Genomic DNA, 23,619 nt, shown 5'->3' with positions numbered 1-23,619 from the left:
CACTTCACCCAACGGATCTGACGGGTGGTCAGCCTGGCGTTAATTCGGTGGCGCGGGGCGGGCCGCACGGGGCAGCATGATCGGCATGTCCCGGTACGCCATCGCCCAGCAGCCCGCAGTCGCGGGCGCGATGGCTGCTGCCCTGGCACTCGCATCCACTGGCGCATCCGCGTTCGCAGCCGCATTCGACGGCGCGCGAAGCTGACCTTCCCCGGGAAGTCCCGGGGCCTCGGACGGGGAAGGTCGGTCCGTCCTTGAGGCCCCGCCACGCGACTCCCAGGAAGATCATCGTCATGGCCAAGCAGGCCTTTGTCCGCACCAAGCCGCACCTCAACATCGGCACCATGGGTCACGTCGACCACGGCAAGACCACCCTCACCGCCGCCATCACCAAGGTCCTCGCCGAGCGCGGCGGCGGCTCCTTCGTCCCGTTCGACCGGATCGACCGGGCCCCGGAGGAGGCTGCGCGCGGCATCACCATCAACATCGCCCACGTCGAGTACGAGACGGCCACCCGGCACTACGCCCACGTCGACATGCCCGGCCACGCGGACTTCGTGAAGAACATGATCACCGGCGCCGCCCAGCTGGACGGCGCGATCCTGGTCGTCTCCGCGCAGGACGGCGTGATGCCGCAGACCGCCGAGCACGTGCTGCTCGCCCGGCAGGTCGGGGTCGAGCACGTGGTGGTGGCCCTCAACAAGGCCGACGCGGGTGACCCGGAGCTGCTCGAGCTGGTCGAGCTGGAGGTGCGCGAGCTGCTCTCCACCCACGGGTACGACGGCGCCGGGCTGCCGGTGGTCCAGGTCTCCGGCCTTCGGGCGCTGGAGGGGGACGAGCGCTGGTCGGCGGCCCTGCTCGAGCTGCTCGACGCGGTGGACGCCTATGTGCCCACGCCCGTCCGCTACACCGACGCGCCGTTCCTGCTCCCGGTGGAGAACGTGCTCACCATCACCGGGCGCGGCACGGTGGTGACCGGCGCGGTGGAGCGCGGGCGGGTCAGGATGGGCGACCGCATCCAGGTGCTCGGCTACGACTCCGAGGTGGAGGCCGTGGTCACCGGGGTGGAGACCTTCGGGCGGACCATGGAGACCGCGGAGGCGGGCGACAACGTCGCGCTGCTGCTGCGCGGGGTGCAGCGGCAGCAGGTGCGGCGCGGCCAGGTGGTCGTGGCGCACGGCTCGGCCGCGGTGCACACCACCTTCACGGCGCGGGTGCACCTGCTCTCGGCCGCCGAGGGCGGGCGCCGGACGCCGATCACCAGCGGGTACCGCCCGCAGTTCTACCTCCGCACGGGGGACGTGGTCGGTGACGTCCAGCTCCCGGCCGGTCTCGCGGTCGCCGCGCCGGGCGAGACGGTGGAGGTCACCGTGACGCTCGGCCAGCCGGTGCCGCTGGAGCCGGGCCTCGGCTTCGCCGTCCGCGAGGGCGGGCGGACGGTCGCGGCGGGGTCGGTACTGTCCGTCTCCTAGGACAGGTCTAGCCGTTGAAGGTGTCGATGTTGGTGATCCGCCAGGTGCCGCCCTGGCGGATCACGTCGACGGCGAACATCGCGGCGGCGTAGCTGGAGCTGTCCTTGCTGTCCTTGCTGCCCGCCGCGGCGGCCGTGCTGGTGTTGCGCTGGTCGGCGAAGACCAGCAGCCTGGCGCAGTCGCCGTCCAGCCGGACCACCCCGCTGTCGGTCACCGTGGTGGTGAGCACCAGCTTCTGCTGCGGGGCCTGCTGGTGCACCTGCGCCAGCATGCTCGCGTACTGCTGCACCGCCGCGCCGGTCAGCAAGGTCTTGGCCGCGCTGTCGGTACGGGCGGTGTCGGCGTAGTTGTAGGAGAACAGGGCGTTCACCGCCTGCGCCACCGCGCCCTTGACCTCGCTGGTGCGGGCCGGGTCGGCCAGGGCGGCATTGTGCGCGGCGCCACCCGCGCGCAGGTCCGAGGCGCGGCCGGCCGCGAGGGCGCTGAAGCCGCCGAGCAGCACGGTGAGCAGCGCGATCAAGGCGAGCAGCACCGGGCGGCGACGTTCCTTCGGGGGTGTCTCCTCGACGAGCGGCGGGGCCTCGGGAGCGAGCACGGCCACGGCGGCTGCCGGGCCGGCAGCCGCGGCGGTCGGGCCGGCAGCCGCGGCGGTCGGGCGGGCGGCGGCCAGGCGGCGCTGCCGGTTGATCAGGTGACGGGTCGTGGTCGACATCGAGGTCCTCTCCCGAACGTGCTACTGGCCGGAACCGGCGGCGGAGCCCATCGGAGCCTGGCCGAGGGCGCTGAGCTTCCAGCCCGTCGCCGTACGGGTCAGTTCGCCGAGCATCCGGCTCTCCTTGGTCGCGGGCTGCTGCTTGGGCGCCTGCACGGTGATCCGCAGGGCCACCAGGACCGCCGCCCGCCCGGCCCGTTCGTCCAGCTCGGTCACCGCCCCGGCCAGCACCTTGGCGGTGCTCACCGTCTGAGCCTGGGCCACCTGCTTGCTGAAGTCCGCGCGCCCCTGCACCAGTTGGCTGTGCAGGTCGCCCGTGGTGGAGGCCTCCCAGAGGTCGAGCCCTCGGGCCAGGTCGGCGTGGTCGAGGGTGTTCATGTTCTGCACCGCCTGCTCCGCCGCCGCCAGGGCCTGATCCCGGGCCCGGGCGTAGGCCGCCGTGTCGTCGTGCGCCGCCGCGTACCAGGACCAGCCGGTGAAGATCGCCGCCACCGCCGCCACCACGACGAGCGCGAGAGCCGCCGTCAGGACGGGGTTGAGCCGTCGTACCGCCATCTTCCGCTCCCCTACCGGGCCTTGAGTTCCGTGATCCGCCAGTGGCCGCCCGTCCGGCGGGCCGTCACCGAGAGCTGGGCGGCGGCGGTGCTCGCCGCCTTGCCCTCGCGCTGCGAGGTCTGGTCCAGGAAGACCAGCAACTTCGCCTGCTCACCCGAGAGTTCGGTCACCCCGGCCCGCACCACGCGGGTGGTGAGGGTCAGCTTCTGGTCCGCCACCTGCTGCTTCACCTGGGCGAACAGCGACCGGTACTGCGCGGCGGCCGGGCCGTCCAGGAGCGCGTCCGCCGCCTTGGCGGTGGCGGCGGTGTCGGCGGGGGTGTAGGAGAAGATCCGGCCGAGCGCGTTGCCGACATCACCGACCACCTCGGCGGTGGTCTGGCCGTCGGTGAGCGCCCGGTTGGCCTCGGCCTGCGCCTCGGCCCGGTCGCCGAGCACGAGCAGGCAGCTCCCGGCCAGTACGAGCAGTACGAGCGCCAGCGGCAGCGGCCAGCGGCGGGGGCGGCGTGGTTCCTGGTCCGTCACGGTCTCCCCTCTCAGCTCGCGCCGACGGGCACGGCGGTCAGCGAGGTGACCTTCCAGCCGTCGGCGGTCCGGGCCAGCCCGGCCTCGAAGCGCTTGCGGTCGGTGCTGGCACTGCCAGCCTTGGGGGTGAGGTCCACCGAGACGGTGGCGATCAGCCGGGCGGTGCCCGCGCGGGTGTCCAGCTCGGTGACGGCGGCGTCGGTGACGGTGCCGTGCGCCGAAGTACCGGCCTGGCGCAGGGTGGTGGCGTCGGCGGTGCCGGTGCGCTGGAGCTGCTCGTGCAGCGGCCCGGTGGTCACCGCCAGCCAGTCGCGCAGGCCCGTCTCGGCCTCACCGGCGTCGACCGTGTTGAGCGCGGTCAGCGCCGTCCGCCCCTGCGCCAGCACCGCGTCCCGGGCCCGCCCGTACGCGAGGTCGTCGGCGGAGCGCGCCTGCCAGTACCAGCCGGCGGCCAGCAGGCAGTACCCGGCGGCGAGTACCAGGGCCGCCCACCCGAGCAGCCGCCGTCCGGAGCGCGGGCCGACCACGACGGGCTCGGGCTGCGACTCCGGCTCCCGCTGCGGCTGCGGCTCCGGCTCCGGCTCCGGCTGCGACTCCGGCTGCCTGGCAGGTGCCGCCTGGTCGACGGTCGCCAGCAGCGCGCGCACGGCCGCGAGTTCGGCCAGCCGTCCGCCCGGCGGCAACGTCCCCGCAGCGGCCTCCGCCTCGGCCGCCGCCAGGTCCTCGCGAGGGCTCATCGCGCCACCCCCAGGCCGAGCAGGCCGCCCAGGTCGGCGGGGCCGCCGACCGGGAGAGCGGGCAGGCCGAGGGCACCCGGCAGTGCGGGGGTTGGCCGTGCCTGGGCCGCCGGGGCGGGGTTGGCCGTGGCGGGGAGCAGCGAGCCGGGCTGGGCGGGGGTGGGGATGCCGCCCTGCGGGGCATTGGCCGAGCCTCGGACGTCCTGGCCGCTGCCGGGCGTGGCCGAGCAGCGGGCGGCGGTGTTGAAGGCGGGGGCCGGGCCGGTGTCCAGGCCGTTGCGGTAGGTGGTGCCGCCGTAGCCCGAGGTGCAGGGCAGCGGGGAGAAGAAGGTGACGGCCACACCGAGGTGGGCACCCTTGTCGTCGATCGCGGTGGCGCCCGCGGCGGCCACGGCCGGGAGCCGGACCAGGAGTTCCTCCAATCCGCGCTGGCGGGTCACGGCGAGGTCGGAGGTGGTGAGCAGATTGGCCAGTACCACGCTCAGGCTGGGGCCCACGTCCCGCAGCAGCGCGCTCACCTGTCCGGTCGCCTCCGGCGCGGCGCCGATCAGCCGCCGCAGGTCGGTGTCCGACTCGTTGAGCTGTCCCGCTAGTTGGGCGGCACTGTCGGCGAAGGAGCGCAGCGCGTCGCTCTCGGCGACCTGGGTGGTGAGCACGGCCTTGCCGTCCTCCATCAGGGCGATGTTGCCGGGCAGCGCCTTGCTCGCCGAGTCGAGCAGGTGGCTGCTGTTGTCGAGCAGCGCCTGCAGGTTGGCGCTCTGGCCGTTGAACGCGGCGCCGAACTCGTCCACCACCGTCCGCAGCGACTGTACCGGCACTGAGCCGGCCAGTGCGTCCACACTGGTCAGCAGGTTGGTCACCGGCAGCGGCACGGAGGAATCCTCTTGCGCCACCACGGAGTTGTCGGTCAGGTACGGCGGCTGGTCGCTGGTCGGCCGCAGGTCGATGTACTGCTCCCCGACGGCGGAGAGGTCGGCCACCACGGCCTTGAGCCGGGCCGGGATATGCGGGGTCGAGTTGTTGATCCGCAACTCGGCCTCGACACCGTCCTCGGTCAGCCTGATCGGGCCGACCCGGCCGACCGAGACGCCCCGGTAGGTGACGTTGGCGTGCTCGAACAGGCCACCTGTCTGCGGGAGTTGCACCCGCACGGTGTAGTAGTCGCGCAGGCCGACGTACCGCCCGAGGTCGGCATAGCGCACGCCGAGGTAGCCGAGCACCAGGACGGAGATCAGCAGGAAGGCGAGGTTCTTCAGCCGGGTGGCGAGGGTGAGCATCAGCGGCCTCCCTTCCTGGGGGCGGTGACCGGCGGCAGGGGCAGCGGGACGGGCAGCCCGCGCCCGTTGAGGTGCCGCAGCAACGACGCCTCGCCGGTCGGCGTGTCGGTGGGCTGGTCCGTCGGCTGGTCGGTGGGTTGATCGGTCGGCTGGTCCGTCGGCTGATCGGTCGGCTGATCGGTGGGCTGGTCCGTCGGGGAGTCGACCGGCGACGGGCTCGGGTCGGGCGGCGGGGCGTTGTCGGCCGGGTCGAGCGCCGGGATGATCTGGGTGCCCGGCGCCGCCGTCAGGTCGAGGTAGACGTTCAGGTAGTCGCCCTTGACGCCGCGAAGCACTTCGTCCGTGAACGGGTAGGTGAGCAGCACCTGCAGCGAGTCCGGCAGCGCCTTGCCCGCATCCGCCAGGCGCTGCAGGGTCGGGGCGAGCGCGCGCAGGTCCGCCACCATGTCGTCCTTGCTGCGGTTGACGGTGTCGACGGCGACGGTGGAGAGGCTGTCGAGCGAGCGGAGCATGGTGACGAGCGCGCCGCGCTGCTGGTCGAGCACCTTGAGGCCGGGGCTGAAGTCGGTGAGCACGGTGCCGATCTGCTGGTCCCTGGCGGCCAGCGAGGCGGAGAGCCGGTTGACGCCGTCCAGCGCGTCGGTGATGTCCTTGCGGTGGGCGTCCAGATCGGCCGTCAGGGTGGCGACCTGGCTCAGCATCGAGCGCAGCTGTGGTTCGTTGCCCGTCATCGCCTTGTTCAACTCGGTGGTGATCGTGTGCAGTTGGGCCACTCCCCCGCCGTTGAGCAGCATCGAGAGGGCGCCGAAGACCTCCTCCACCTCCACGTTGCGCTCGGTGTGCGCGGCCGGGATGACCGCACCCGGGGCGAGGCTCCCCTGCGGGACCTCGCCACTCGGTGGCGCCGAGAGCTGGACGTACTTCTCGCCGAGCAGGCTGGACTGCTCGAGGTGGGCGTAGGCATTGGCCGGCAGGTGCACGCCACCGTTGATCTTCATGGTCACCACGGCCGACCACTCGCCGGGCGCGAGAGCGATCCGGGTGACCCGGCCCACGGCCACGTCGTTGACCCGTACCGCCGCCTGCGGCACCAGGCTGAGCACGTCCGCGAACCTCGCGGTGACTTCGTACGGGTGGCTGCCGAGGTCGGCGCCGCCGGGCAGCGGCACGTCCTGGATGCCGTGGAAGGAGCCGGAGCAGCCCGTGAGGGTGACGGCCAGGGCGGCGACTAGGATGGCGCGTCTCATCGGCCCGCTCCAGCGCTCGGCCCGGCAGGATTAGGGGTGAGGCTGCCGACCTTCGGCAGCGGGAGCGGCGGGCCGCTCAGCTCGTTGAGGTCGGCCCGGCCGTCCAGGGTGCCGTGGGCGGCGTCGAAGGCGTTCAACGCGTTGTCGGCGGCCAGCGGCGCGGTGTCCATCAGCTCGGCCAGCGACGCGCGTTGGTCGACCAGTGACTGGGTGACCGGTGCCAGTTGGTCGACCACGCTCTTCAACCGGGCCCGGTTGTCCTGGATGAAGCCCTTCACCTGGCCCAGGGCGGTGGCCAGTTGCTGGAGCGCCGCACCGAGGTTCTGCTTGTCCTCGGCCAGGAAGCCCGTCACCGTGGCGAGTTGGTCGGTGGCCGAACGCACCTTGCCGTCGTTGTCCTTGAGCATGGTGGTGAAGGACTGCAGGTAGGCCAGCGTGGCGAACAGGTCGTCGCTGTGCCCGGAGAGGGTCCGGGCGGCCTGGCCGAGCCCGGCGATCGAGTCGCCGATGGCCTGGCCGTTGCCGGCCAGGTTCCGCGCGCCGGTGTCGAGCAGGCGGGAGAGGGCGCCGGTGGCGTTGGCACCGTTCGGGCCCAGGGCGTCGGCGAGCTGGGTCACCGACTGGTAGAGCTGGTCCAGCTCAAGCGGGTTGGAGGTGCGCTCGAGCGGGATCTCGGTGTGGTCGGCGATCTCCGGGCCGCCCGTCCAGGCGGGGGTGAGCTGGATGTACCGGTCCGCGACCACGCTGGGTGCGACCACCACCGCCCTGGCGTCGGCCGGCACCCGTACGCCGGGCTCCAGGGTGAGCGTCACCCGCACCCGGGTGCCCTGCGGCCGCACGGAGTCCACGGTGCCGACCTTCACCCCGAGCACGCGCAGGTCAGAACCCGGGTAGACGCCGGTGGCGTGGTCGAACAGCGCGGTCAGGTGCTTGCCGTCCGACTCCTGCGCGGCCAGGACGGCAGCGGTGACGGTGCCGCCGACCACGGTCAGGGCGGCCAGGCCGGCCAGGGCTCGGCGGCGCAGCGGATGCACGGTCGGGAAGGGGCGCATCATTGACCGCCTCGGGGCTTGGGCGGCAGGCAGCCGCTCTGCGGGGCGCTGCCCGCGGGCAGGTAGTTGCGGGGCACGACCCCGCACAGGTAGGCGTCGAACCAGCGGCCGCTGCCGAGCGTGTTGCCGAGCAGCCGGTAGTACGGCCCGGCCAGCGCGAGGGTCTGGTCCAGGCTGCTCTGGTTGGCGGTGAGCACGGCGGTGACCCTGCCGAGTGCGTCCAGGGTCGGGCCGAGCTGCCGGGCGTTGTCGGCCACCAGGCCGCTCAGCTGGGTGCTCAGCTGCTGGGTGCCGGTGAGCAGTTGGTGGACGGCGTCGCGGCGCTGCCGGATCTCGCCGAGCAGCAGGTCGCCGTCCGAGAGCAGCTGCTCGAACCGTCCGTCCTGGTCGGCGAGGGTCTTGGTGAGCTGCTTGCTCCCGGCGAGCAGCTGGGCCAGCTGGCCGTCCCGGCTCGCGATGGTCTTCGAGAGCGCCGAGAGCCCGTCGGCGGCGCTGCGCACCGAGGCGGGGGTGTCCCTGAAGGTGTCGGCGATGGTCTGGAAGCTCTGCGCGAGCTGCTTGCTGTCGATCGCCCCCGCGGTGCGGCCGAGGTCGTCCAGGGCCTGGGTGACGTCGTACGGCGAGGTGGTGCGGCTGAGCGGGATGCGCTCGGCGGGGCTCTGGCGGTGCGCGCCGAGCGGGTCGACGGCGAGGTACTTCTCGCCGAGCAGGGTCTTGATGCCGATGGCCGCCGTGCTGGCGTCGCCGATCCAGGCCTCCTGCACCGCGAAGTCGACCTTCACCTTGGCGCCGTCCAGCGCCACCGCGGTGACCTTGCCGACCTTGACCCCGGCGATCCGCACCTCGTTGCCGGGGCGCAGGCCCGCCGCGTCCGTGAAGTCGGCGCTGTAGCCGGTGCCGGAGTCGACGAAGGGCAACGCGTCGGCCCGGTAGGCGAGCGCGGCGACCACGAGCAGCAGCAGGAGCCCGACCGCGCCGACGGCGGCGGGGTTGCGGTCCCGAAGAGGGCCCCACAGGGGACGCGTTGTCATCCTCGGCACCTCGATTCGGTGACGGGCAGGCCGGTCGGCGGCGTGCTGCCGTCGTAGGTGGTGACGCCGGTGACCTTGGCCTCACAGAGGTAGAGGTTGAGCCAGGAGCCGTAGGAGGTCAGGCGGCCGATGGTGCGCATCTTCTCCGGGGTGGTGCGCAGGAAGTTCTCCAACTGGCCGCTGTTGTCGGCCAGGTTGGTGGACAGGCGGCCGAGCTGGGCCACCGACTCCTTGAGCGGGACCCGGCCCTGGTCCAGCAATCCGGCGGTGCTGTCGGCCAGTTGGGAGATCGCGCTGAGGGACTGCCCGATCGGCTCGCGGTCGGCGGCGAAGCCGCTGACCAGTTGCTGCAGGGTGCCGACCAGGTCGGTGAAGCCGGCCTCCCGGCTGTTCACCGTGGAGAGCACCGAGTTGAGGTTGTCGATCACCTGGCCGATCACCTGGTCCTTGCCGGCCAGCGTGCTGGTGAGCGAGCCGACCGTCCGCAGCAGACCGTCCACCGTGCCGCCCTCGCCCTGGAGCACCTGGACGATCTCGTTCGCCAACTGGTTGACCTGGTCGGGTGCCAGGCCCTGGAAGAGCGGCTGGAAGCCGTGGAACAGCTGGGTGAGGTCGAGCGCGGGGGTGGTGTGCTCGAGCGGGATCAGCCCGCCGGGCGGCAGGCTGCGGTCCACCGCGCCCGGGCCGCGCTCCAGGTCGATGTAGCGCTGGCCGACCAGGTTCAGGTACTTGACCGAGGCCGTCACCGACTCGGGCAGCGGCTTGTCCCGGTCGACCGAGAACCGCACCTGGGCGACCCTGCGGTCCACCACGCTCACACTGTCCACCTGCCCCACCCGCACGCCCGCGATCCGGATGCTGTCGCCGGGCGCCAGCCCGGTGACGTCGCTGAACCGCGCCGTGTAGCCGATGGTGGGGCCGACCCCGGTGTCCGCGATGCTCAACGCCAGGGCGCCGGTGGCCAGACCGGTCACCACCACGAACACCAGCGACTTGGTGACCGGCCCGGCGAGACCGCGCCGGCCGACTCGGTCTCCCACTCGTCGGTCTTCCACTCGTCGGTCTCTCACTCGTCGGTATTTCACTGCACCGTCACCTCCGCCCCGCGGAAGACCGGCCCGGCCAGCAGGCTGGCCCAGTCGGGCGCCCCGGCCGGCAGCGGCGCGGTCGGCGCACCCGCCTTCAGGAGCTCACCCACCAGCTGGTTCTCCTGCGGGGAGTTGGGCAGCCCGAGGCTGCTCGGGTCCGTCCCCGCGAAGGAGGGCACGTCGCTCAGCGGGGTGGTCCGCCCGGTGTACGGCACGGCGTAGCACTGCGGCCCCCCGCTCGCCCGGTACGCCGGGGTGTCCTGCCCCGGCAGGTACCTGCCGCGTGAGGGCACCGTGGTGACGCTCACGTGCAGACCTGGCTGGTCGGTGCCCTTGCCGAGCGCGCGGTCCATCGCGGGCACGAAGTTCGCCATCGTCCTTAGTGTGCAGGGGAATTCCGGCGCGTAGCGGGCGAGCAGGTCGAGCGTGCCGGTGCTGTCGGCGCTCAGGTGGATCAGGTTGTCCTTGTTCTGCCGCAGGAAGGTGGTCACGTCCTGGGCGGTGCCGGTGGTGGTGCCGTAGAGGGTGGCCAGGCCGGCCTGCTGGTCGACCACGGTGGCGCTGGTGCGGGTGAGGTCGGTGAGCGCCCGCACCAAGTCCGGGGCCGCCTGGTCGTAGGCCCGGCTGACGGCCACCAGCTGGTGGATGTCCTCGTTGAGGGTGGGCAGTTCGGGGTTGAGCTGCTTCAGGTAGGCGTCCAGCTCGGTGAGCGTGCTGCCCAGTTGGCCGCCCCGGCCGTCCAGCGCGGTGGCCACCGCGCTCAGTGTGGCCGAGAGCTTGGCCGGCTGCACGGCGGTGAGCACCGGCATCAGGTGGTCGAGCACCTGCTGCAGCTCGATCGCGTCCGAGGACCGGTCCTGCTGGATCACCGCGCCGGCCCGTAGGTGGCCCTGGGGCTGGGCCTGGTCGGGCACCAGAGCCACGTACCGCTCGCCGAACAGCGTGGTGGGCAGCAGTTGGACGGACAGTCCGGCCGGGATCTGCGGCAGCCGGGACGGGTCGAGCGCCAGGGTCAGCCGGGCGCCGTCGCCCGCGCTGCCGATCCGGCGGACCTGGCCGACGATCACCCCGCGCAGCTTCACATCGGCACCCAGGTGCAGCTCGTGGCCCGCGCTGCCGGTCTCCACCACCACCTCGGCGGAGTCGCTGAACTCCTTGTCGTAGACGGCCACGGCGAGCCCGGCGAGCAGCGCGGGCACCAGCAGGAAGACCACCCCGGCGGTCCGCCGGCCGTACGTGCGCGAGCCGGTGGTCGAGTTGGCGGTCATCCGGCCACCCGCACCGTCGTGGTCGCGCCCCAGATCGCCAGGCTGAGCAGGAAGTCGGCCAGGCTGATCACCACGATCGCGTTGCGCACCGAGCGCCCGACCGCGACCCCGACCCCGGCCGGGCCGCCCTTGGCGGTGTAGCCGTAGTAGCAGTGCGCCAGGATCACCACCACGCTGAACATCAGCACCTTGAGGGTGGAGAGCAGCACGTCGGCCGGGGAGAGGAAGAGGTTGAAGTAGTGGTCGTAGGTGCCCTGCGACTGGCCGTTGACGAACACGGTGACCGCCCGCGAGGCGAGGTAGCTGCTGAGCAGGCCGATGCCGTAGAGCGGGACGATCGCCACGATGCCCGCGATCACCCGGGTGGTGACCAGGTACGGCATGCTGCGCACGCCCATCCCCTCCAGCGCGTCCACCTCCTCGTTGATCCGCATCGCGCCGAGCTGGGCCGTGAATCCGGCGCCGACGGTGGCCGACAGGGCCAGGCCCGCGACCAGGGGGGCGATCTCACGGGTGTTGAAGTAGGCGGAGATGAAACCGGTGAACGCGGTGGTGCCGAGCTGGTTCATCGCGGCGTAGCCCTGCAGGCCGACCACCGTGCCGGTGAACAGCGTCATCCCGAACATCACCCCGACGGTGCCGCCGATCACCCCCAGTCCACCGCTGCCGAAGGCGACTTCGGCCAGCAACCGGCGCACCTCGCGGGAGTAGCGGCGCAGGGTGCGCGGTATCCAGAGCAGCGCGGTGAGGTGGAAGATCAGGTGGTCGCCGGTCTCGTCCAGCTTGTCGAGCACGGCCATGGCTCAGGCTCCCTTCTGCGGGACGAGCTGCAGGTAGATGCCGGTGATCGCGACGTTGACCAGGAAGAGCAGCAGGAAGGTGATCACCACCGACTGGTTGACGGCGTCACCCACCCCCTTCGGCCCGCCGCGCGGATTCAGCCCCCGGTAGGCGGCCACGATCCCGGCGATGAACCCGAAGACCAGCGCCTTGAACTCGCTCACGTACAGGTCGGGCAGCTGGGCCAGCGCGGAGAAACTGGACAGGTAGGCGCCCGGAGTGCCGTGCTGGAGAACGATGTTGAAGAAGTAGCCGCCGAGCGTGCCGACCACCGAGACCAGCCCGTTGAGCAGCACGGCGACCAGCATGGTGGCCAGCACCCTGGGCACGACCAGGCGTTGGACGGGCGAGACGCCCATCACCTCCATCGCGTCCAGCTCCTCGCGGATCTTGCGCGAACCGAGGTCGGCGCAGATCGCCGAGCCGCCGGCGCCCGAGATCAGCAGGGCCACGATCAGCGGGCTCGCCTGCTGGATGACGGCCAGCACGCTGGCCCCGCCGGTGAACGACTGGGCGCCCAACTGCTGGGCCAGCGAGCCGACCTGCAGGGCGATGACGGCGCCGAACGGGATCGACACCAGGGCGGCGGGCAGGATGGTGACGCTGGCCACGAACCAGAACTGCTCGATCAGCTCGCGCCACTGGAACGGCCGCCGGAAGGTGTCGCGTACGGTGGTGGCGGAGAGCTGGAAGAGCCGGCCGGTCTGCCGCAGCGCACCCAGGCCCGGGGCGCGCGTCCAGGGGATGCTCATGCCGGGCCTCCCTGGCTCGGGGCGAGCCCGGCGCGGACGGCCTCCCGGGCGGCCGGGGGCAGCTGGTCCCACATGGCGAGCACCCGGGCCCGGCGGCGCTGCACGGCCGCCCGGGGGCCCAGACCCGGCGAGGGCTCGAGCTGGGGCACCAGCGGGGCGGGTGGCTCGGGGGCGTAGTTCTCGAGCGCCAGCTGGGCCTGGTCCTTCTCCTCGGACATCCCGATCGGCCCGGCCCGGCGGCCGGTGAGGAACTGCCGCACCACCGGCTCCTCGCTGGTGAGCAGCAGCTCGCGCGGGCCGAAGGCGACCAGTTCACGGCGGAACAACATGCCCATGTTGTCGGGCACGGTGGCGGCGATGTCCAGGTTGTGGGTGACGATCAGCATGGTCGCGTCGATCTGCGCGTTGAGGTCGATCAGCAGCTGGGAGAGGTAGGAGGTGCGGACCGGGTCGAGCCCGGAGTCCGGTTCGTCGCACAGGACTATCTGCGGGTCGAGCACCAGCGCCCGGGCCAGACCGGCGCGTTTGCGCATGCCGCCGGAGATCTCGCCGGGCAGCTTGCCCTCGGCACCGACCAGGCCGACCATCTCGATCCGCTCCATGACGGTCCGGCGGATCTCGCTCTCCTTCCTGCGGGTGTGCTCGCGCAGCGGGAAGGCGATGTTGTCGAACAGCGTCATCGAGCCGAACAGCGCACCGTCCTGGAACATCAGGCCGAACAGCTTGCGGGCCTCGTAGATGTCCCGCTCGGGGCTGTTCACCATGTCGACGCCGCCCACCAGCACCCGGCCCCGCTCGGGTTTCAACAGCCCGATCACGGACTTGAGGAACACCGTCTTGCCGGTGCCGGAGGGGCCCAGCATCACGCTGACCTCACCGGCCGGCAGGGTGAGGGACACGTCCTGCCAGACGGTCTGCTCGCCGAAGGACTTGGTCAGACCTTCGACGGTGACTTCGATGCCCATGACACCTCCCGGGGTCGCGGTTGTTGGCGGTCAGTGCCGGCGGGTCGGCGGGTCGGGTACGACGATCTCGGGTTCGCAGCCGTTGGTGGCCGGGTCACTGCCCGGGGTGCAGGTCGGGCCCTGCATCAGGTTCAGCTGGTTGCCCGGGCCGGAGACGGCGGCGGTGAAGAGGGCGTCGAGGTTCTCCCCGTGGCTGGCGCAGCCGGTGAACGGCGGGACGTACAGGTCGGTCTGGGAGAGCGGGCCGCCGCCCATCAGGGTGTAGTCCGGCTTGCCGTCACCCCCGCCCGGCAGGTAACTGTCCTGCCGCCCCTGCAGTTTGAGCTCGACGGGCGCGGCGGTGCGGCAGTTCGGGCCGACATCCAGCGGGGTGCCGTTCACCAAGACGTCGTGGATCCGCATCGACTGGTAGCCGTAGATGTTGAACACGATCGGCTGGTTCCACTGGACGTTCCCGGTGGCGACGATGGTCAGCAGGCCGACCGGGGTGAAGTCGATCTTGGCGCTGGTCGGCACGAATCCGTAGGTCAGGAAGGTGGAGTCAGCTGTCGGGAGGTTCAGCCTGCCCAGTACGTCGCTCTCGAAGTAGCCGTCGGTGTCGCCCCAGAGCACCACCAGGCGCCGGTTCATGTTCAGCGCCACCATGGTGGGCGACTTCGCCGGGTCGTTGACCAGCGTGGCCTGGCCGAGCTTGGTGATGTTGGCGAAGCCGTCGGCGAAGGCGCAGGCGGGCATGTCCGGCCAGTCCATGTCCGGCGACGGGATCACGGTGGCGCCCTCCGGCACCGGGGGCAGCCGCGCGGGGTCCAGTTCACCCTTCGGCGGGTCCGGGCAGAGGTCGGTGCCGGAGTGGTAGGCGGGCTGCACCTGGATGGCGGGCGCCTTCCCCGGCGGCGCGAGCCGGACCCCGGAGCCCGAGGCGGACGGGCGCCCCGACGCCGTGGGCGGTCCGCTCACCGAGGCGGTGCCCGAGGGCGCCCCCGCCGAGCCGCTCCCGCTCGGACTCCCGCCCGGCGCCGGGGCGGAGAGCGTCGAGCCGGAGGGCGCCGGGGCGGAGGGCGCCGAGCCGGAAGGCGCCGGGGCGGAGGGCGTCGCACTGCCGGAGGGCCCGGCCGTCACCTCGACGCTCCCCAACTCCGCGGCCTGCCCCGGCGCGAGGGCGCAGGAGACGGCCAGGCGGCCGGCCGAGGCAGTGCCGGTGTGCGGGGTGAGCGTGGCCCCGGCGCCCGCCGTCGGCGTGCCGCTGGGGGCGGGCGACGCCGGGCTCACGGCCCGCTGGACGGTCAGGTCGAGCGAGAGGCTCCCGGCCGCGAAGGAGACGGCACCCGGGGCCGCCACCGTGACGGGCGCCACCGCGCCCGTGAAGGCGATGAGACCATCGCCGTTGCCGGACAACGGAGTTGTGGAGGACGTCAGGCCGGACCAGTCCGTGCCGAGCTCGGCGGCGCCCTGGCTGATCCCGGCCGCCAGGCTCGCCGTCCCGTTCACGGCGACCGCACCCGCGGGCAGCGCCCCGGCGGGCAGCGGCACCCGTACCGTCAACGGCCCGGGCCGGAAGGCGGATCCGGCCGCCGCGGCGCTCGGGTAGCTCTGCAGCAGCTCCACCGTGACGGCCCGGCTCCCGCCGGGGAAGCCGCAGGTGTACCCGAGCGAGAGCCGCCCCGGCTGGCCGCCCGAGGCCGAGTCGGTGCCCGGCAGCAGCCCCGCCAGCAGACCCGCGGCGGCGACCACCGCAAGGCGCACCGAGCGACGCGTGCCCACTGCATCTCTCATGGCTGTGGCTCCCCCGTGGATTTAGTTCGGGACGCAGGACACTACGGTCCGGTAACAAGCAGCGACAAGTGATCGCACACAGGAAAGTTCCGCGATCGGGCCGGGCCGGAGAAATTTGTCATCCGGTGACAATCGGCCGTCGGCGCTTTGTCGTTCATTGAGCACGTGACGGCCGCCCGGACATGCGGCAGGCCCACCGCACCGGAAGGACGCGGGGCGGCGGGCCCATCACCGCTCAGCGGCGGCGAGTTCGGACGCGGATCACGGCGAGGTGATCGTCTGCGACCCGTTGAGGACGTAGTTCGCGGTGTAGGTCGCCGCGTCCCCGTTGTTGAGCAGGCCCAGGCAGGTGCCGGACACGTTGTACGCGTGCAGGTCGCCACCGCTGATGCTCAGCGTGTGGGTGGAGTTGCTGTAGCTGCCCGCGAGGGTGGCCGAGGTGGTGCTGGTCGGGCCGGCGAAGTCGGCGGTGCAGCCGGCGCCGCTGATGTGGGCCTTGACACCGGTCAGGGTGCCGGTGGTCACGCCGGTGGTGGCGTTGTAGCTCACCGCGTTGAGCGCCCAGGGCAGACCGTTCGGGGTCACCGAGAAGGTGATGCCCAGCGGGCCGGTGCAGCTCGTCCAACTCACCGAGGTGATGGAGGATATGCCGGTGCCGGAGAGGCCGGATCCGCTCTGCAGGGTGCCCGCGGCACTGGAGGAGGAACAGGTCAGCTGGGTACCGGTCCTGGTGTCCAGCAGCTTCGGCGAGGTCGCCTTCGCGGTCCACGCCCCGCCGGGGGTGGCCGTCCAGGTGCCGGCGGCCGTGGCCGACCCGGCGGTCATGCCGAGGGCCGCGGTGAGCGCGGCGGCGGCAACCATGGTGGTCTTGGTCAGCTTGCGCACGTGCTGATCCTTTCTGGTAGTTCGCGGGCCGGGGGTTTATCGGAATTCCGGGCGTTCTTCCGCACGGGAATCCGACAGCGGCCCGCCACCTGGGACGTTGCACCGATGCGAATCGGCCGCCGTCATGGTTCTGGACGTTACGCACGGGTAACTGAGGGCGCAACACTCCGGCCCGAGATTCCCGGCACCGACTTACCGGCGGGTATTTTTTTATCTCCCGCGCAACAGGAAGGAGTTCACCCTTGTGAAGAAATGAGCACCCCCACCCGGCGCCGGAACATCACCGGACTCCCGCGCGCACCCCGGCCGTTCGGCCCCGGACGGCCCGTCCTTCCTGGAAGTCCGCTGACAGATCGGAAGTTTCCGTGCGCGGAGGGTGCGCCGAGCGCTCCCGGTGGTCTATCTTTCACCTGCCCCCGAGAGTTTGTACGCTACGCGCCTCGCCGGGGCCCCACCCGCCCCGGCCGCACCGGCAGGCGGCCCGCACCGCTCCGAGGAGCCGACCAGCTGGGGGCCACAGCATGACCGTCGCAAGACAACCCCCGGACCGCACCGAGCCGCTGGGGCCGCTCCCGCGCGAGCTGGCGGCCGTGATGCGCCCCGAACTTCCCAGCCTGCTCAAGGAGATGGCCTCCGAGATCGTCGCCGCCATCCCCGAGTACGGCGAGCTGCTGGAGGGCCCCAACGCCCGGGTGATCAGGGTCGGCATCGAGCAGAACATCGCCACCTTCGTGGACCAGATCGCCGCCCCCACCGCGACCACCTCCTTGCGCGACGAGATCTGCCGCCGCTTCGGCCGGTTCGAGGCGTACGAAGGGCGCAGCCTGGACATGCTGCAGGCCGCTTACCGGATCGGCTGCCAGGTCGCGCTGCGGCGGGTGCGTACCGTCGGCAAGCGCTACAACCTCTCGGTCACCGTGATGCTGGCCTTCGCCGACGCGCTCTTCGCCTACATGGGCGACATCGCCGAACTCTCCCGCGAGGGCTACCAGCAGGCCATGGCCGAGCTCGGCGAGGAGCCGGACAACCGCCGCCGCCGCCTGCTGCGGCGCATCCTCGGCGGCACCGCCGTTGCCCGAAGCGCGCTCAACGAGCTGGCCGAGCACGCCGGTTGGCCATTACCGGCCGAAGTCACCCTGGTCGCGTTACGTGCCCCCACGTTACCCTCGCGAGGCGCCCTCGACCGGGACGTGCTGGTCGACTTCGGTGACCCGGAGCCCCATCTGCTGGTGCCCGGACGGCTGGCGGGCGAGCGCCTGACGGCACTGGAGGAGGCGCTGAGCGGCTGCCGGGCCGCGATCGGCCTGACCACCCCGCTGGACGAGGCCGCCGACTCGCTGCGCTGGGCCCGGCACACCCTGGTGCTCGCCGGGAGCGGCGTGATCACCGATCAGCAACTCACCCGCAGCGAGGACCACTTGCTTCCCCTGTGGCTGCTCGGCGACCCGGGCCTGATCCGCCAGCTCGCCGCCCGGCACCTCGGCCCGCTGGCCGACCTGACCCCGGCTCAGCGCCACCGCCTGATCGACACCCTGCGGACTTGGCTCACCACCCGGGGCACCGCCGCGCAGATGGCTGAGCTCCTCGGCGTCCACCCGCAGACCGTGCGCTACCGGATGCGGCTGCTCGACCGCGCATTCGGTGCACAACTCACCGACTCCGACGGCCGGTTCGCGATCGAGGTGGCGCTGCGTGCGCTCCAGCTGGAGAGCACGCGGCGCCGTCGCACCGGTCAGTAGCCCGCGTACGGCTCAGTACCCCACGTACGGCTTGCCGTGGGCCACCGCCTTCACCCCGGGCACGTTGTCGATCGAACCGTAGGTGCTCAGCGCGTAGCGGGTGCCCGCGATGATGTTGTCGACCGGGTTGTAGATGTCGCCGTGGCCCGGGAGCGTGTGCTCCTGGAAGGTCGAGTCGATGGTCTGCATCAGACCCTTGGACGGGTGGCCCGCCTTGGCGTTGCTGTCCCAGTTGTTGATGGCGTGCGGGTTGCCGCTGGACTCGTGCTCGATCATCAGCAGCACGCCCTCGGCGTTCAGCTTGTCGGCGGGCACGCCGTTGGCCTTGAGGATGTCGAAGGCCTGGTTGATCCAGGCCATCACCTGCTCGCGGTTGGCGTAGTCGCCCTTGGGCAGCGGCGCGGGCGAACCCCCGCCGTCCCCGCCGCCGGTACCGCTTCCGGTCCCGCCACCCGTGCCGCCGCCATGGCCGCCCTGACCGCCGCCATGGCCGCCCTGACCGCCCTTGTCGCCCTCCGTGGGGTGCTTGGGCGGCGGAACGCTGCCGCGCTTCCCGCCGTGGTGCAGGTGACGCGCGGCCTCCGCGTCGGCCTCACGGTAGTTGCTCGCGCACCGGCTGATGCCCTCGCCGTCCTGGTGCAGCCGGCCGGTCAGCTTCGCGGCGCGCTCGCCGACGTTCTTGACCACCCGCTCGACCTCGACCACCAGCTCGGCCGCGACCAGCCCCCGGCTCAGCAGAGTGGTCAGCTCGGCCTTGCCGAACTCGCCGAGCACGGCGTGCACCCGCTGCACCACCTGCTCCAGCTTCGCCGCCTCGCCCTGCCACGTGCCGGCCAGCCCGTCGAGCTGGTCGGGCGAGACGTGGTACTGCTCCGTCATGTCCGTCCCCCGTCCTTGCGTACCGCCGGCCTACAGCAGGCCGCCCGCGACCACCACTGCACCGGCCGCGCCCGCGGCGGCGTCCAACTCGCCGACCAGCGCCCGCAGATCACGCAGCCGCTCGTCGGCGTGCGTGTGGAAGGCGTCGGCCGCCCGGCCCTCCCAGTGCACCGAGCCCTTGGCCCGCTCCAGCTCCTGCGCGATCTCGCCCACCTGGCCGGCCAGCGCCTCCAGCTCGGCCTTGATGTGCGCGAGCGGCGCGTCCCCGACGAATCCGGCCAAGCCCTTGACTACGTCCCCGAGCCCGCTCATCCGCGATCTTCCCCCCGTTCGATCCGCGTCCGGCCGAGGGTCGGCTGACGACCCGTCGGCCCGGTGAGGCTACTGCGCCCACGAAGGCTTTCGCAATCGCGCCGGCGGCCCGGCTCGTCCCCGCCCGGAAGCTGCCCGCGGGCCGCCCGGTAGGCTGCCGCCTGCCCGCCCACCAGCCACGACACCGAGGAGCGCACCTTGGCAGCCCCCCAGCACCCGGCGCCGCCGAACCGGCCGATCACCGTCGTCGGGCTGGGCGCGGACGGCTGGCCCGGCCTCACCGAACCGGCCCGGGCCGCACTGCGCGAGGCCGAGGCCGTGATCGGCGGCCCCCGCCAGCTCGACCTGCTGCCGCCCGAGGTGACGGCCGAGCGGGTGCCCTGGCCCTCGCCGCTGCGCCCGGCCGTGCCGAGGCTGCTCGCCGAGCACGCCGGCCGCCGCCTGGCGGTGCTCGCCAGCGGCGACCCGATGTTCTACGGCATCGGCCGGGCCCTCGCCGAGACCGCCGGGCCCGAGGCGCTGCGGGTGCTCCCGCACCCCTCCTCGGTGAGCCTGGCCTGCGCGCGCCTGGGCTGGCCGCTGGAGGACACCGAGGTGGTGAGCCTGGTCGGGCGGGCGCTCGACGGCCTCTCTCTCGCGCTGCACCCCGGCCGCCGCCTGCTGGTGCTCAGCGCCGACGCCACCACCCCGGCCGCCGTCGCCGCCCTGCTCACCGAGCGCGGCTACGGCCCGAGCCGCCTGCACCTGCTCGAACAGCTCGGCGGACCGGCCGAGCGCGCCCTGCTCGGCACCGCGGAGGCCTGGCCGCACGCCCCGGGCGATCCGCTCAACCTGCTCGCCGTCGAGTGCGCGGCCGGCCCCGAGGCACTGCGGCTCCCGGTGGTGCCGGGCCTGCCGGACGCCGCGTACGACTCGGACGGCCAGCTCACCAAGCGGCACGTGCGCGCCGCGACCCTCGCCACCCTGGCGCCCCGGCCCGGCGAGCTGCTCTGGGACGTGGGCGGCGGCTCGGGCAGCATCGCGATCGAATGGTTGCGCTCACATCGCAGCTGCCAGGCCGTCAGCGTCGAGCGCTCGCCGGTCCGCGCCGAGCGGATCGCCCGCAACGCCGCCATTCTCGGGGTACCCCGGCTGCGCGTGGTCACCGGCCCGGCGCCCGCCGCCCTCGAGGGGCTGCCCACTCCGGACGCGGTCTTCGTCGGCGGCGGGCTCACCGCCCCCGGGCTGCTCGACGCCTGCTGGGCGGCGCTGCCGGTGGGCGGGCGGCTGGTGGCCAACACTGTGACGCTCGAGTCCGAGGCGCTGCTGACCGAGTGGTACCGCCGCCACGGCGGTGAGCTGCTGCGGCTCTCGGTGGCGCACGCCGTGCCGGTCGGCGGCTTCACCGGCTGGCGGCAGGCGATGCCGGTCACCCAGTGGTCGGTGGTCAAGCCGGCGCCAGTAGGTTGAGCACACCGTTGTCGGCAGCTGATCAGGAGAACCCCGAGTGACCGTCCACTTCATCGGAGCCGGGCCCGGCGCCGCCGACCTGATCACCCTGCGCGGCCAGCGCATGCTCGCCGCCAGCGGGGTGTGCCTCTACGCGGGCAGCCTGGTGCCGCGTGAGCTCCTGGACGAGTGCCCGCCCGGGGCCCGGCTGGTCGACACCGCCAAGCTGGACCTGGACCAGATCGTCGCCGAGATGGTCCGCGCCCACCAGGAGGGCCAGGACGTCGCCCGGCTGCACTCGGGCGACCCGTCCGTGTTCAGCGCGATGGCCGAACAGATGCGGCGCCTGGACGCCGAGGGCATCCCGTACGAGGTCGTCCCGGGCGTGCCCGCCTTCGCCGCGGCGGCGGCCGCGCTCAAGCGCGAGCTGACGGTGCCGACCGTCGGCCAGACGGTGATCCTCACCCGGGTCGCCCGCCAGGCCACCCCGATGCCCCCCGGCGAGGACCTCGCCACCCTCGGCCGCAGCGGCGCCCTGCTCGTCCTCCACCTCGCGACCCGCTACGTCGACAGCGTGGTCGAGGAGCTGCTCCCCCACTACGGCGCCGACTGCCCGGCCGCCGTGGTCGCGATGGCCAGCCGCCCCGAGGAGCTGGTGCTGCGCGGCACCCTGGCCGACATCGCCGCCCAGGTGCGGGAGGCCGGCCTGGTCCGCACGGCTGTCATCATCGTCGGCCGCACCCTGGCCGCCGCCGAGTTCCGCGACAGCCACCTCTACTCCACCGACCGCCACCGGTGCGACTGACGCTCCGCGACCCGGCCCGGCTGACCGCCGGCGGAGTGCGTCGCGGAATGAACGTTCATTCCGCGACGCCTGGAACCGGCCCAGGACCGGCCCAAGCTGTCGGCCGGGCCACCTACGGTAGGCACCACCCGACGGAGCCCTGCCCTGCCGGGCTCTGCTCTGCCAGGTGGTGCGCTTTCACGTGCTGCCCAGCTAGGTGCCGCCCAGCTAGGTGCTGCGCTGTCACGTGCTGCCCAGCCGGGTGTGCTCCGGCCCGCCCGGGCGCGGGAGCCGCGCTACCCGGCTCGCCCGACGATCGTGCCCGCGCGGTCGATGCAGATCACGTCGACCGCGACGGGCGAGCCCTTCAGGACGCCGAGCGCCGTCTGCCGGGCCGCCTCGGCGACCAGATCCCCGAGCGGGACGCCCGCCGCGCGGCACAGCTGGACGGCCTGCAGGCCGGTGTTGGCGCCCGCCACCGCCTCGGCCAGCGCCTCGTCGGCGCCGCCGACCCGGGCGAGGTCGGCCAGGTAGCCCTTGTCGACCTGGGAGCGGGCCGAGTGCAGGTCGAGGTGCCCGGCGGCGAGCTTGGAGAGCTTGGCGAAGCCGCCCGCGATGGTCAGCCGGGGCACCGGGTGGCGCTTGAGGTACTTGAGCACGGCCCCCGCGAAGTCGCCCATGTCGAGCAGGGCGTCCTCCGGCAGCCCGTGCACCGCCACCGCGATCTTCTCGCTGGTCGAGCCGGTGCACCCGGCCACGTGGGTGCGCCCCGCCGCCCGCGCCACGTCCACCCCGCGCCGGATCGAGTCGATCCAGGCCGAGCACGAGTACGGCACCACGATCCCGGTCGTGCCCAGGATCGAGAGCCCGCCCAGGATGCCCAGGCGCGGGTTCCAGGTCGAGCGGGCGATCTCCTCGCCGTTGTCCACCGAGACGGTCACCTCGACGTCCCCGCTCGCGCCGTGCGCGGCGGCGATCTCCGCCACCGTGTCCCGGATCATCTGCCGGGGCACCGGGTTGATCGCGGGCTCGCCGACGGCCAGCGGCAGCCCGGCCTTGGTCACCGTGCCGACCCCTGGCCCGGCCCGGAACACCACCCCGGTGCCCGGCGCCCCCAGGCGTACGGTCGAGCGGATCAGCGCGCCGTGCGTCACGTCCGGGTCGTCCCCGGCATCCTTGACCACCCCAGCCATCGCCTGACCCTCCGTCAACTCCTCGACGGCGAGCGCGAACTCGGGCTGCTGGCCCTTCGGCAGCGTGATCCGCACCGGGTCCGGGAACTCCCCGCCGAGCAGCGCGGTGTACGCGGCGGCCGCGGCGGCCGTGGCACAGGCGCCGGTCGTCCAGCCGTGCCGCAGCCCGCTGCTCCTCAGCTGCCCCGCCCGGCCGCCGACCGCCTCGGTGTTGTCCGTCTGCTCAACCACGAAGATCCCCTGGAGTCCTGATGTCCGAAGCCGACGGCCCGCACCGCGTGGCGATCCGCCACGTGCCGGTCCGCCACGTGCTGATCCTCGGCGGCACCACCGAGGGCCGCCGCCTGGCGGCCGACCTGGCCGCCGATCCGGCGGTCCGGGTGACCAGCTCGCTGGCCGGCCGGGTCGCCGAGCCCCGGCTGCCCGCCGGCCAGGTGCGGATCGGGGGCTTCGGGGGCCCGGCGGGGCTGGCCGCCTGGCTGCGCGAGCAGCACGTGGACGCACTCATCGACGCCACCCATCCCTTCGCCGAGTCCATCAGCCGTAACGCGGCCCTCGCGGCCGCCGAGGTCCATGTTCCCCTGCTCGCGCTGCGTCGCCCCAGCTGGGTGCCGGTTCCGGGCGACGACTGGCACTCGGCCGGCTCCCTGGCCGAGGCCGCCGAGGCGCTGCCGGGGCTCGGGCGGCGGATCTTCCTGACCACCGGCCGCCAGGGCCTGGCCGCCTTCGCTCACCTCACCGGCCTGCACTTCCTGGCCCGCTCGGTGGACGCGCCCGAGGCCCCCCTCCCGCCCGACCTGGACGTCCTGCTCGACCGCGGCCCCTTCACCCTGGACGGCGAGCGCGCGGTGCTTCGCGAGCACCGGATCGACGTCCTGGTCACCAAGGACAGCGGCGGCGCCGCCACCGCCCCCAAGCTCACCGCCGCCCGCGAGCTCGGCCTGCCGGTCGTCGTGGTCCGCCGCCCGACCCCGCCGCCGGGCATCCCGTCCGCCCCCGACGTCGCCGCCGCCCTCGCCTGGCTCGGCTTGCTCTGACGTCCGGCGCTCTCCCCTCCGGCGTGGAGGAGGTGGGTCGGCCTCCCCTCGGCCCGGAATGAATATTCA

General features: G+C 73.0%; 23 protein-coding genes. 5 read left to right on the top strand and 18 right to left on the bottom strand.

From position 1 onward, the window contains the following. The first annotated feature begins 293 nt into the window (after positions 1 to 293). A complete protein-coding gene (tuf, locus tag ABT095_RS00390; RefSeq protein ID WP_350526984.1) occupies positions 294 to 1,472 on the top strand; it encodes an elongation factor Tu in 1,179 nt (392 codons plus the stop codon). 7 nt (positions 1,473 to 1,479) lie between these two features. Here the strand turns inward: tuf and ABT095_RS00385 are convergent, their stop codons facing one another. The 15 genes from ABT095_RS00385 to ABT095_RS00315 all read right to left on the bottom strand — a co-directional run bounded on the left by ABT095_RS00385 (position 1,480) and on the right by ABT095_RS00315 (position 16,178). Then, on the bottom strand, positions 1,480 to 2,184 hold the full coding sequence (locus tag ABT095_RS00385; protein ID WP_350526983.1) for a hypothetical protein: 705 nt from the start codon (positions 2,182 to 2,184) through the stop codon (positions 1,480 to 1,482). Between the two features lie 21 nt (positions 2,185 to 2,205). Continuing rightward, positions 2,206 to 2,739, bottom strand: coding sequence for an Rv1363c family protein (locus ABT095_RS00380; protein WP_350526982.1), 534 nt, complete (start codon positions 2,737 to 2,739; stop codon positions 2,206 to 2,208). 11 nt (positions 2,740 to 2,750) lie between these two features. Continuing rightward, the gene (locus ABT095_RS00375; RefSeq protein ID WP_350526981.1) at positions 2,751 to 3,263 is read right to left on the bottom strand and encodes a hypothetical protein; all 513 of its coding nucleotides are present in this window, start codon (positions 3,261 to 3,263) and stop codon (positions 2,751 to 2,753) included. A gap of 11 nt (positions 3,264 to 3,274) precedes the next feature. Further along, the gene (locus tag ABT095_RS00370; RefSeq protein WP_350527263.1) at positions 3,275 to 3,790 is read right to left on the bottom strand and encodes a hypothetical protein; all 516 of its coding nucleotides are present in this window, start codon (positions 3,788 to 3,790) and stop codon (positions 3,275 to 3,277) included. Between the two features lie 206 nt (positions 3,791 to 3,996). Continuing rightward, complete coding sequence (locus tag ABT095_RS00365) at positions 3,997 to 5,277, bottom strand: MlaD family protein (RefSeq protein WP_350526980.1); 1,281 nt, start codon at positions 5,275 to 5,277, stop codon at positions 3,997 to 3,999. Continuing rightward, positions 5,277 to 6,524 carry an MCE family protein gene (locus ABT095_RS00360; protein WP_350526979.1) on the bottom strand — a complete coding sequence of 416 codons (1,248 nt, stop codon included), beginning with the start codon at positions 6,522 to 6,524 and terminating at the stop codon, positions 5,277 to 5,279. The genes ABT095_RS00365 and ABT095_RS00360 overlap by 1 nt, the downstream gene beginning before the upstream one ends. Beyond that, positions 6,521 to 7,579: an MCE family protein gene (locus ABT095_RS00355; RefSeq protein ID WP_502884772.1), complete on the bottom strand. Its 1,059-nt coding sequence runs from the start codon at positions 7,577 to 7,579 to the stop codon at positions 6,521 to 6,523. Before ABT095_RS00355 ends, ABT095_RS00360 begins: the two co-directional genes overlap by 4 nt. Continuing rightward, a complete protein-coding gene (locus ABT095_RS00350) occupies positions 7,576 to 8,607 on the bottom strand; it encodes an MCE family protein (RefSeq protein WP_350526978.1) in 1,032 nt (343 codons plus the stop codon). The genes ABT095_RS00355 and ABT095_RS00350 overlap by 4 nt, the downstream gene beginning before the upstream one ends. Then, positions 8,604 to 9,647: an MCE family protein gene (locus ABT095_RS00345; protein WP_350526977.1), complete on the bottom strand. Its 1,044-nt coding sequence runs from the start codon at positions 9,645 to 9,647 to the stop codon at positions 8,604 to 8,606. The genes ABT095_RS00350 and ABT095_RS00345 overlap by 4 nt, the downstream gene beginning before the upstream one ends. Positions 9,648 to 9,688: 41 nt before the next feature. Further along, positions 9,689 to 10,963 (bottom strand): MCE family protein, encoded by a 1,275-nt coding sequence (locus ABT095_RS00340; protein WP_350526976.1) that lies wholly within the window; start codon positions 10,961 to 10,963, stop codon positions 9,689 to 9,691. Continuing rightward, a complete protein-coding gene (locus ABT095_RS00335; RefSeq protein WP_350526975.1) occupies positions 10,960 to 11,763 on the bottom strand; it encodes an MlaE family ABC transporter permease in 804 nt (267 codons plus the stop codon). Before ABT095_RS00335 ends, ABT095_RS00340 begins: the two co-directional genes overlap by 4 nt. A 3-nt stretch (positions 11,764 to 11,766) precedes the next feature. Beyond that, positions 11,767 to 12,555, bottom strand: a complete 789-nt coding sequence (locus ABT095_RS00330; protein WP_350526974.1) for an MlaE family ABC transporter permease — start codon at positions 12,553 to 12,555, stop codon at positions 11,767 to 11,769. Continuing rightward, a complete protein-coding gene (locus tag ABT095_RS00325) occupies positions 12,552 to 13,520 on the bottom strand; it encodes an ABC transporter ATP-binding protein (RefSeq protein WP_350526973.1) in 969 nt (322 codons plus the stop codon). The genes ABT095_RS00330 and ABT095_RS00325 overlap by 4 nt, the downstream gene beginning before the upstream one ends. A gap of 30 nt (positions 13,521 to 13,550) precedes the next feature. Next, on the bottom strand, positions 13,551 to 15,293 hold the full coding sequence (locus tag ABT095_RS00320) for a DUF6801 domain-containing protein (protein WP_350526972.1): 1,743 nt from the start codon (positions 15,291 to 15,293) through the stop codon (positions 13,551 to 13,553). Positions 15,294 to 15,554: 261 nt separating this feature from the next. Beyond that, positions 15,555 to 16,178: a hypothetical protein gene (locus ABT095_RS00315; protein WP_350526971.1), complete on the bottom strand. Its 624-nt coding sequence runs from the start codon at positions 16,176 to 16,178 to the stop codon at positions 15,555 to 15,557. A gap of 521 nt (positions 16,179 to 16,699) precedes the next feature. On the opposite strand from ABT095_RS00315, the gene ABT095_RS00310 reads away from it, so the two are divergent. Further along, the gene (locus ABT095_RS00310; RefSeq protein WP_350526970.1) at positions 16,700 to 17,917 is read left to right on the top strand and encodes a PucR family transcriptional regulator; all 1,218 of its coding nucleotides are present in this window, start codon (positions 16,700 to 16,702) and stop codon (positions 17,915 to 17,917) included. Between the two features lie 12 nt (positions 17,918 to 17,929). Here the strand turns inward: ABT095_RS00310 and ABT095_RS00305 are convergent, their stop codons facing one another. Both ABT095_RS00305 and ABT095_RS00300 read right to left on the bottom strand, forming a co-directional pair. After that, entirely contained in the window at positions 17,930 to 18,796 is an 867-nt protein-coding gene (locus ABT095_RS00305) for a transglycosylase SLT domain-containing protein (protein ID WP_350526969.1), read from the bottom strand. Between the two features lie 30 nt (positions 18,797 to 18,826). Then, positions 18,827 to 19,108 (bottom strand): hypothetical protein, encoded by a 282-nt coding sequence (locus tag ABT095_RS00300; protein WP_350526968.1) that lies wholly within the window; start codon positions 19,106 to 19,108, stop codon positions 18,827 to 18,829. Between the two features lie 198 nt (positions 19,109 to 19,306). Here ABT095_RS00300 and cbiE point away from each other — a divergent pair, with 198 nt between their 5' ends. Both cbiE and cobM read left to right on the top strand, forming a co-directional pair. Next, positions 19,307 to 20,557 (top strand): precorrin-6y C5,15-methyltransferase (decarboxylating) subunit CbiE, encoded by a 1,251-nt coding sequence (gene cbiE, locus ABT095_RS00295; RefSeq protein ID WP_350526967.1) that lies wholly within the window; start codon positions 19,307 to 19,309, stop codon positions 20,555 to 20,557. A 37-nt stretch (positions 20,558 to 20,594) separates the two neighbouring features. Beyond that, positions 20,595 to 21,341: a precorrin-4 C(11)-methyltransferase gene (gene cobM, locus ABT095_RS00290; protein WP_350526966.1), complete on the top strand. Its 747-nt coding sequence runs from the start codon at positions 20,595 to 20,597 to the stop codon at positions 21,339 to 21,341. A 275-nt stretch (positions 21,342 to 21,616) separates the two neighbouring features. On the opposite strand, the gene ABT095_RS00285 is transcribed toward cobM, so the two are convergent. Continuing rightward, the gene (locus tag ABT095_RS00285; RefSeq protein WP_350526965.1) at positions 21,617 to 22,744 is read right to left on the bottom strand and encodes a cobalt-precorrin-5B (C(1))-methyltransferase; all 1,128 of its coding nucleotides are present in this window, start codon (positions 22,742 to 22,744) and stop codon (positions 21,617 to 21,619) included. Positions 22,745 to 22,764: 20 nt separating this feature from the next. Between ABT095_RS00285 and ABT095_RS00280 the strand changes: the two genes are divergently transcribed. Beyond that, on the top strand, positions 22,765 to 23,550 hold the full coding sequence (locus tag ABT095_RS00280) for a cobalt-precorrin-6A reductase (RefSeq protein WP_350526964.1): 786 nt from the start codon (positions 22,765 to 22,767) through the stop codon (positions 23,548 to 23,550). The last annotated feature ends 69 nt before the right edge of the window (positions 23,551 to 23,619 follow it).

Origin of the sequence: Kitasatospora sp. NPDC002227 (genome assembly GCF_040296285.1) — a bacterium.
Classification (GTDB): Bacteria; Actinomycetota; Actinomycetes; order Streptomycetales; family Streptomycetaceae; genus Kitasatospora.
The sequence above is the reverse complement of the archived record's forward strand: the minus strand, read 5'-3'. Positions and strand labels throughout refer to the sequence as shown.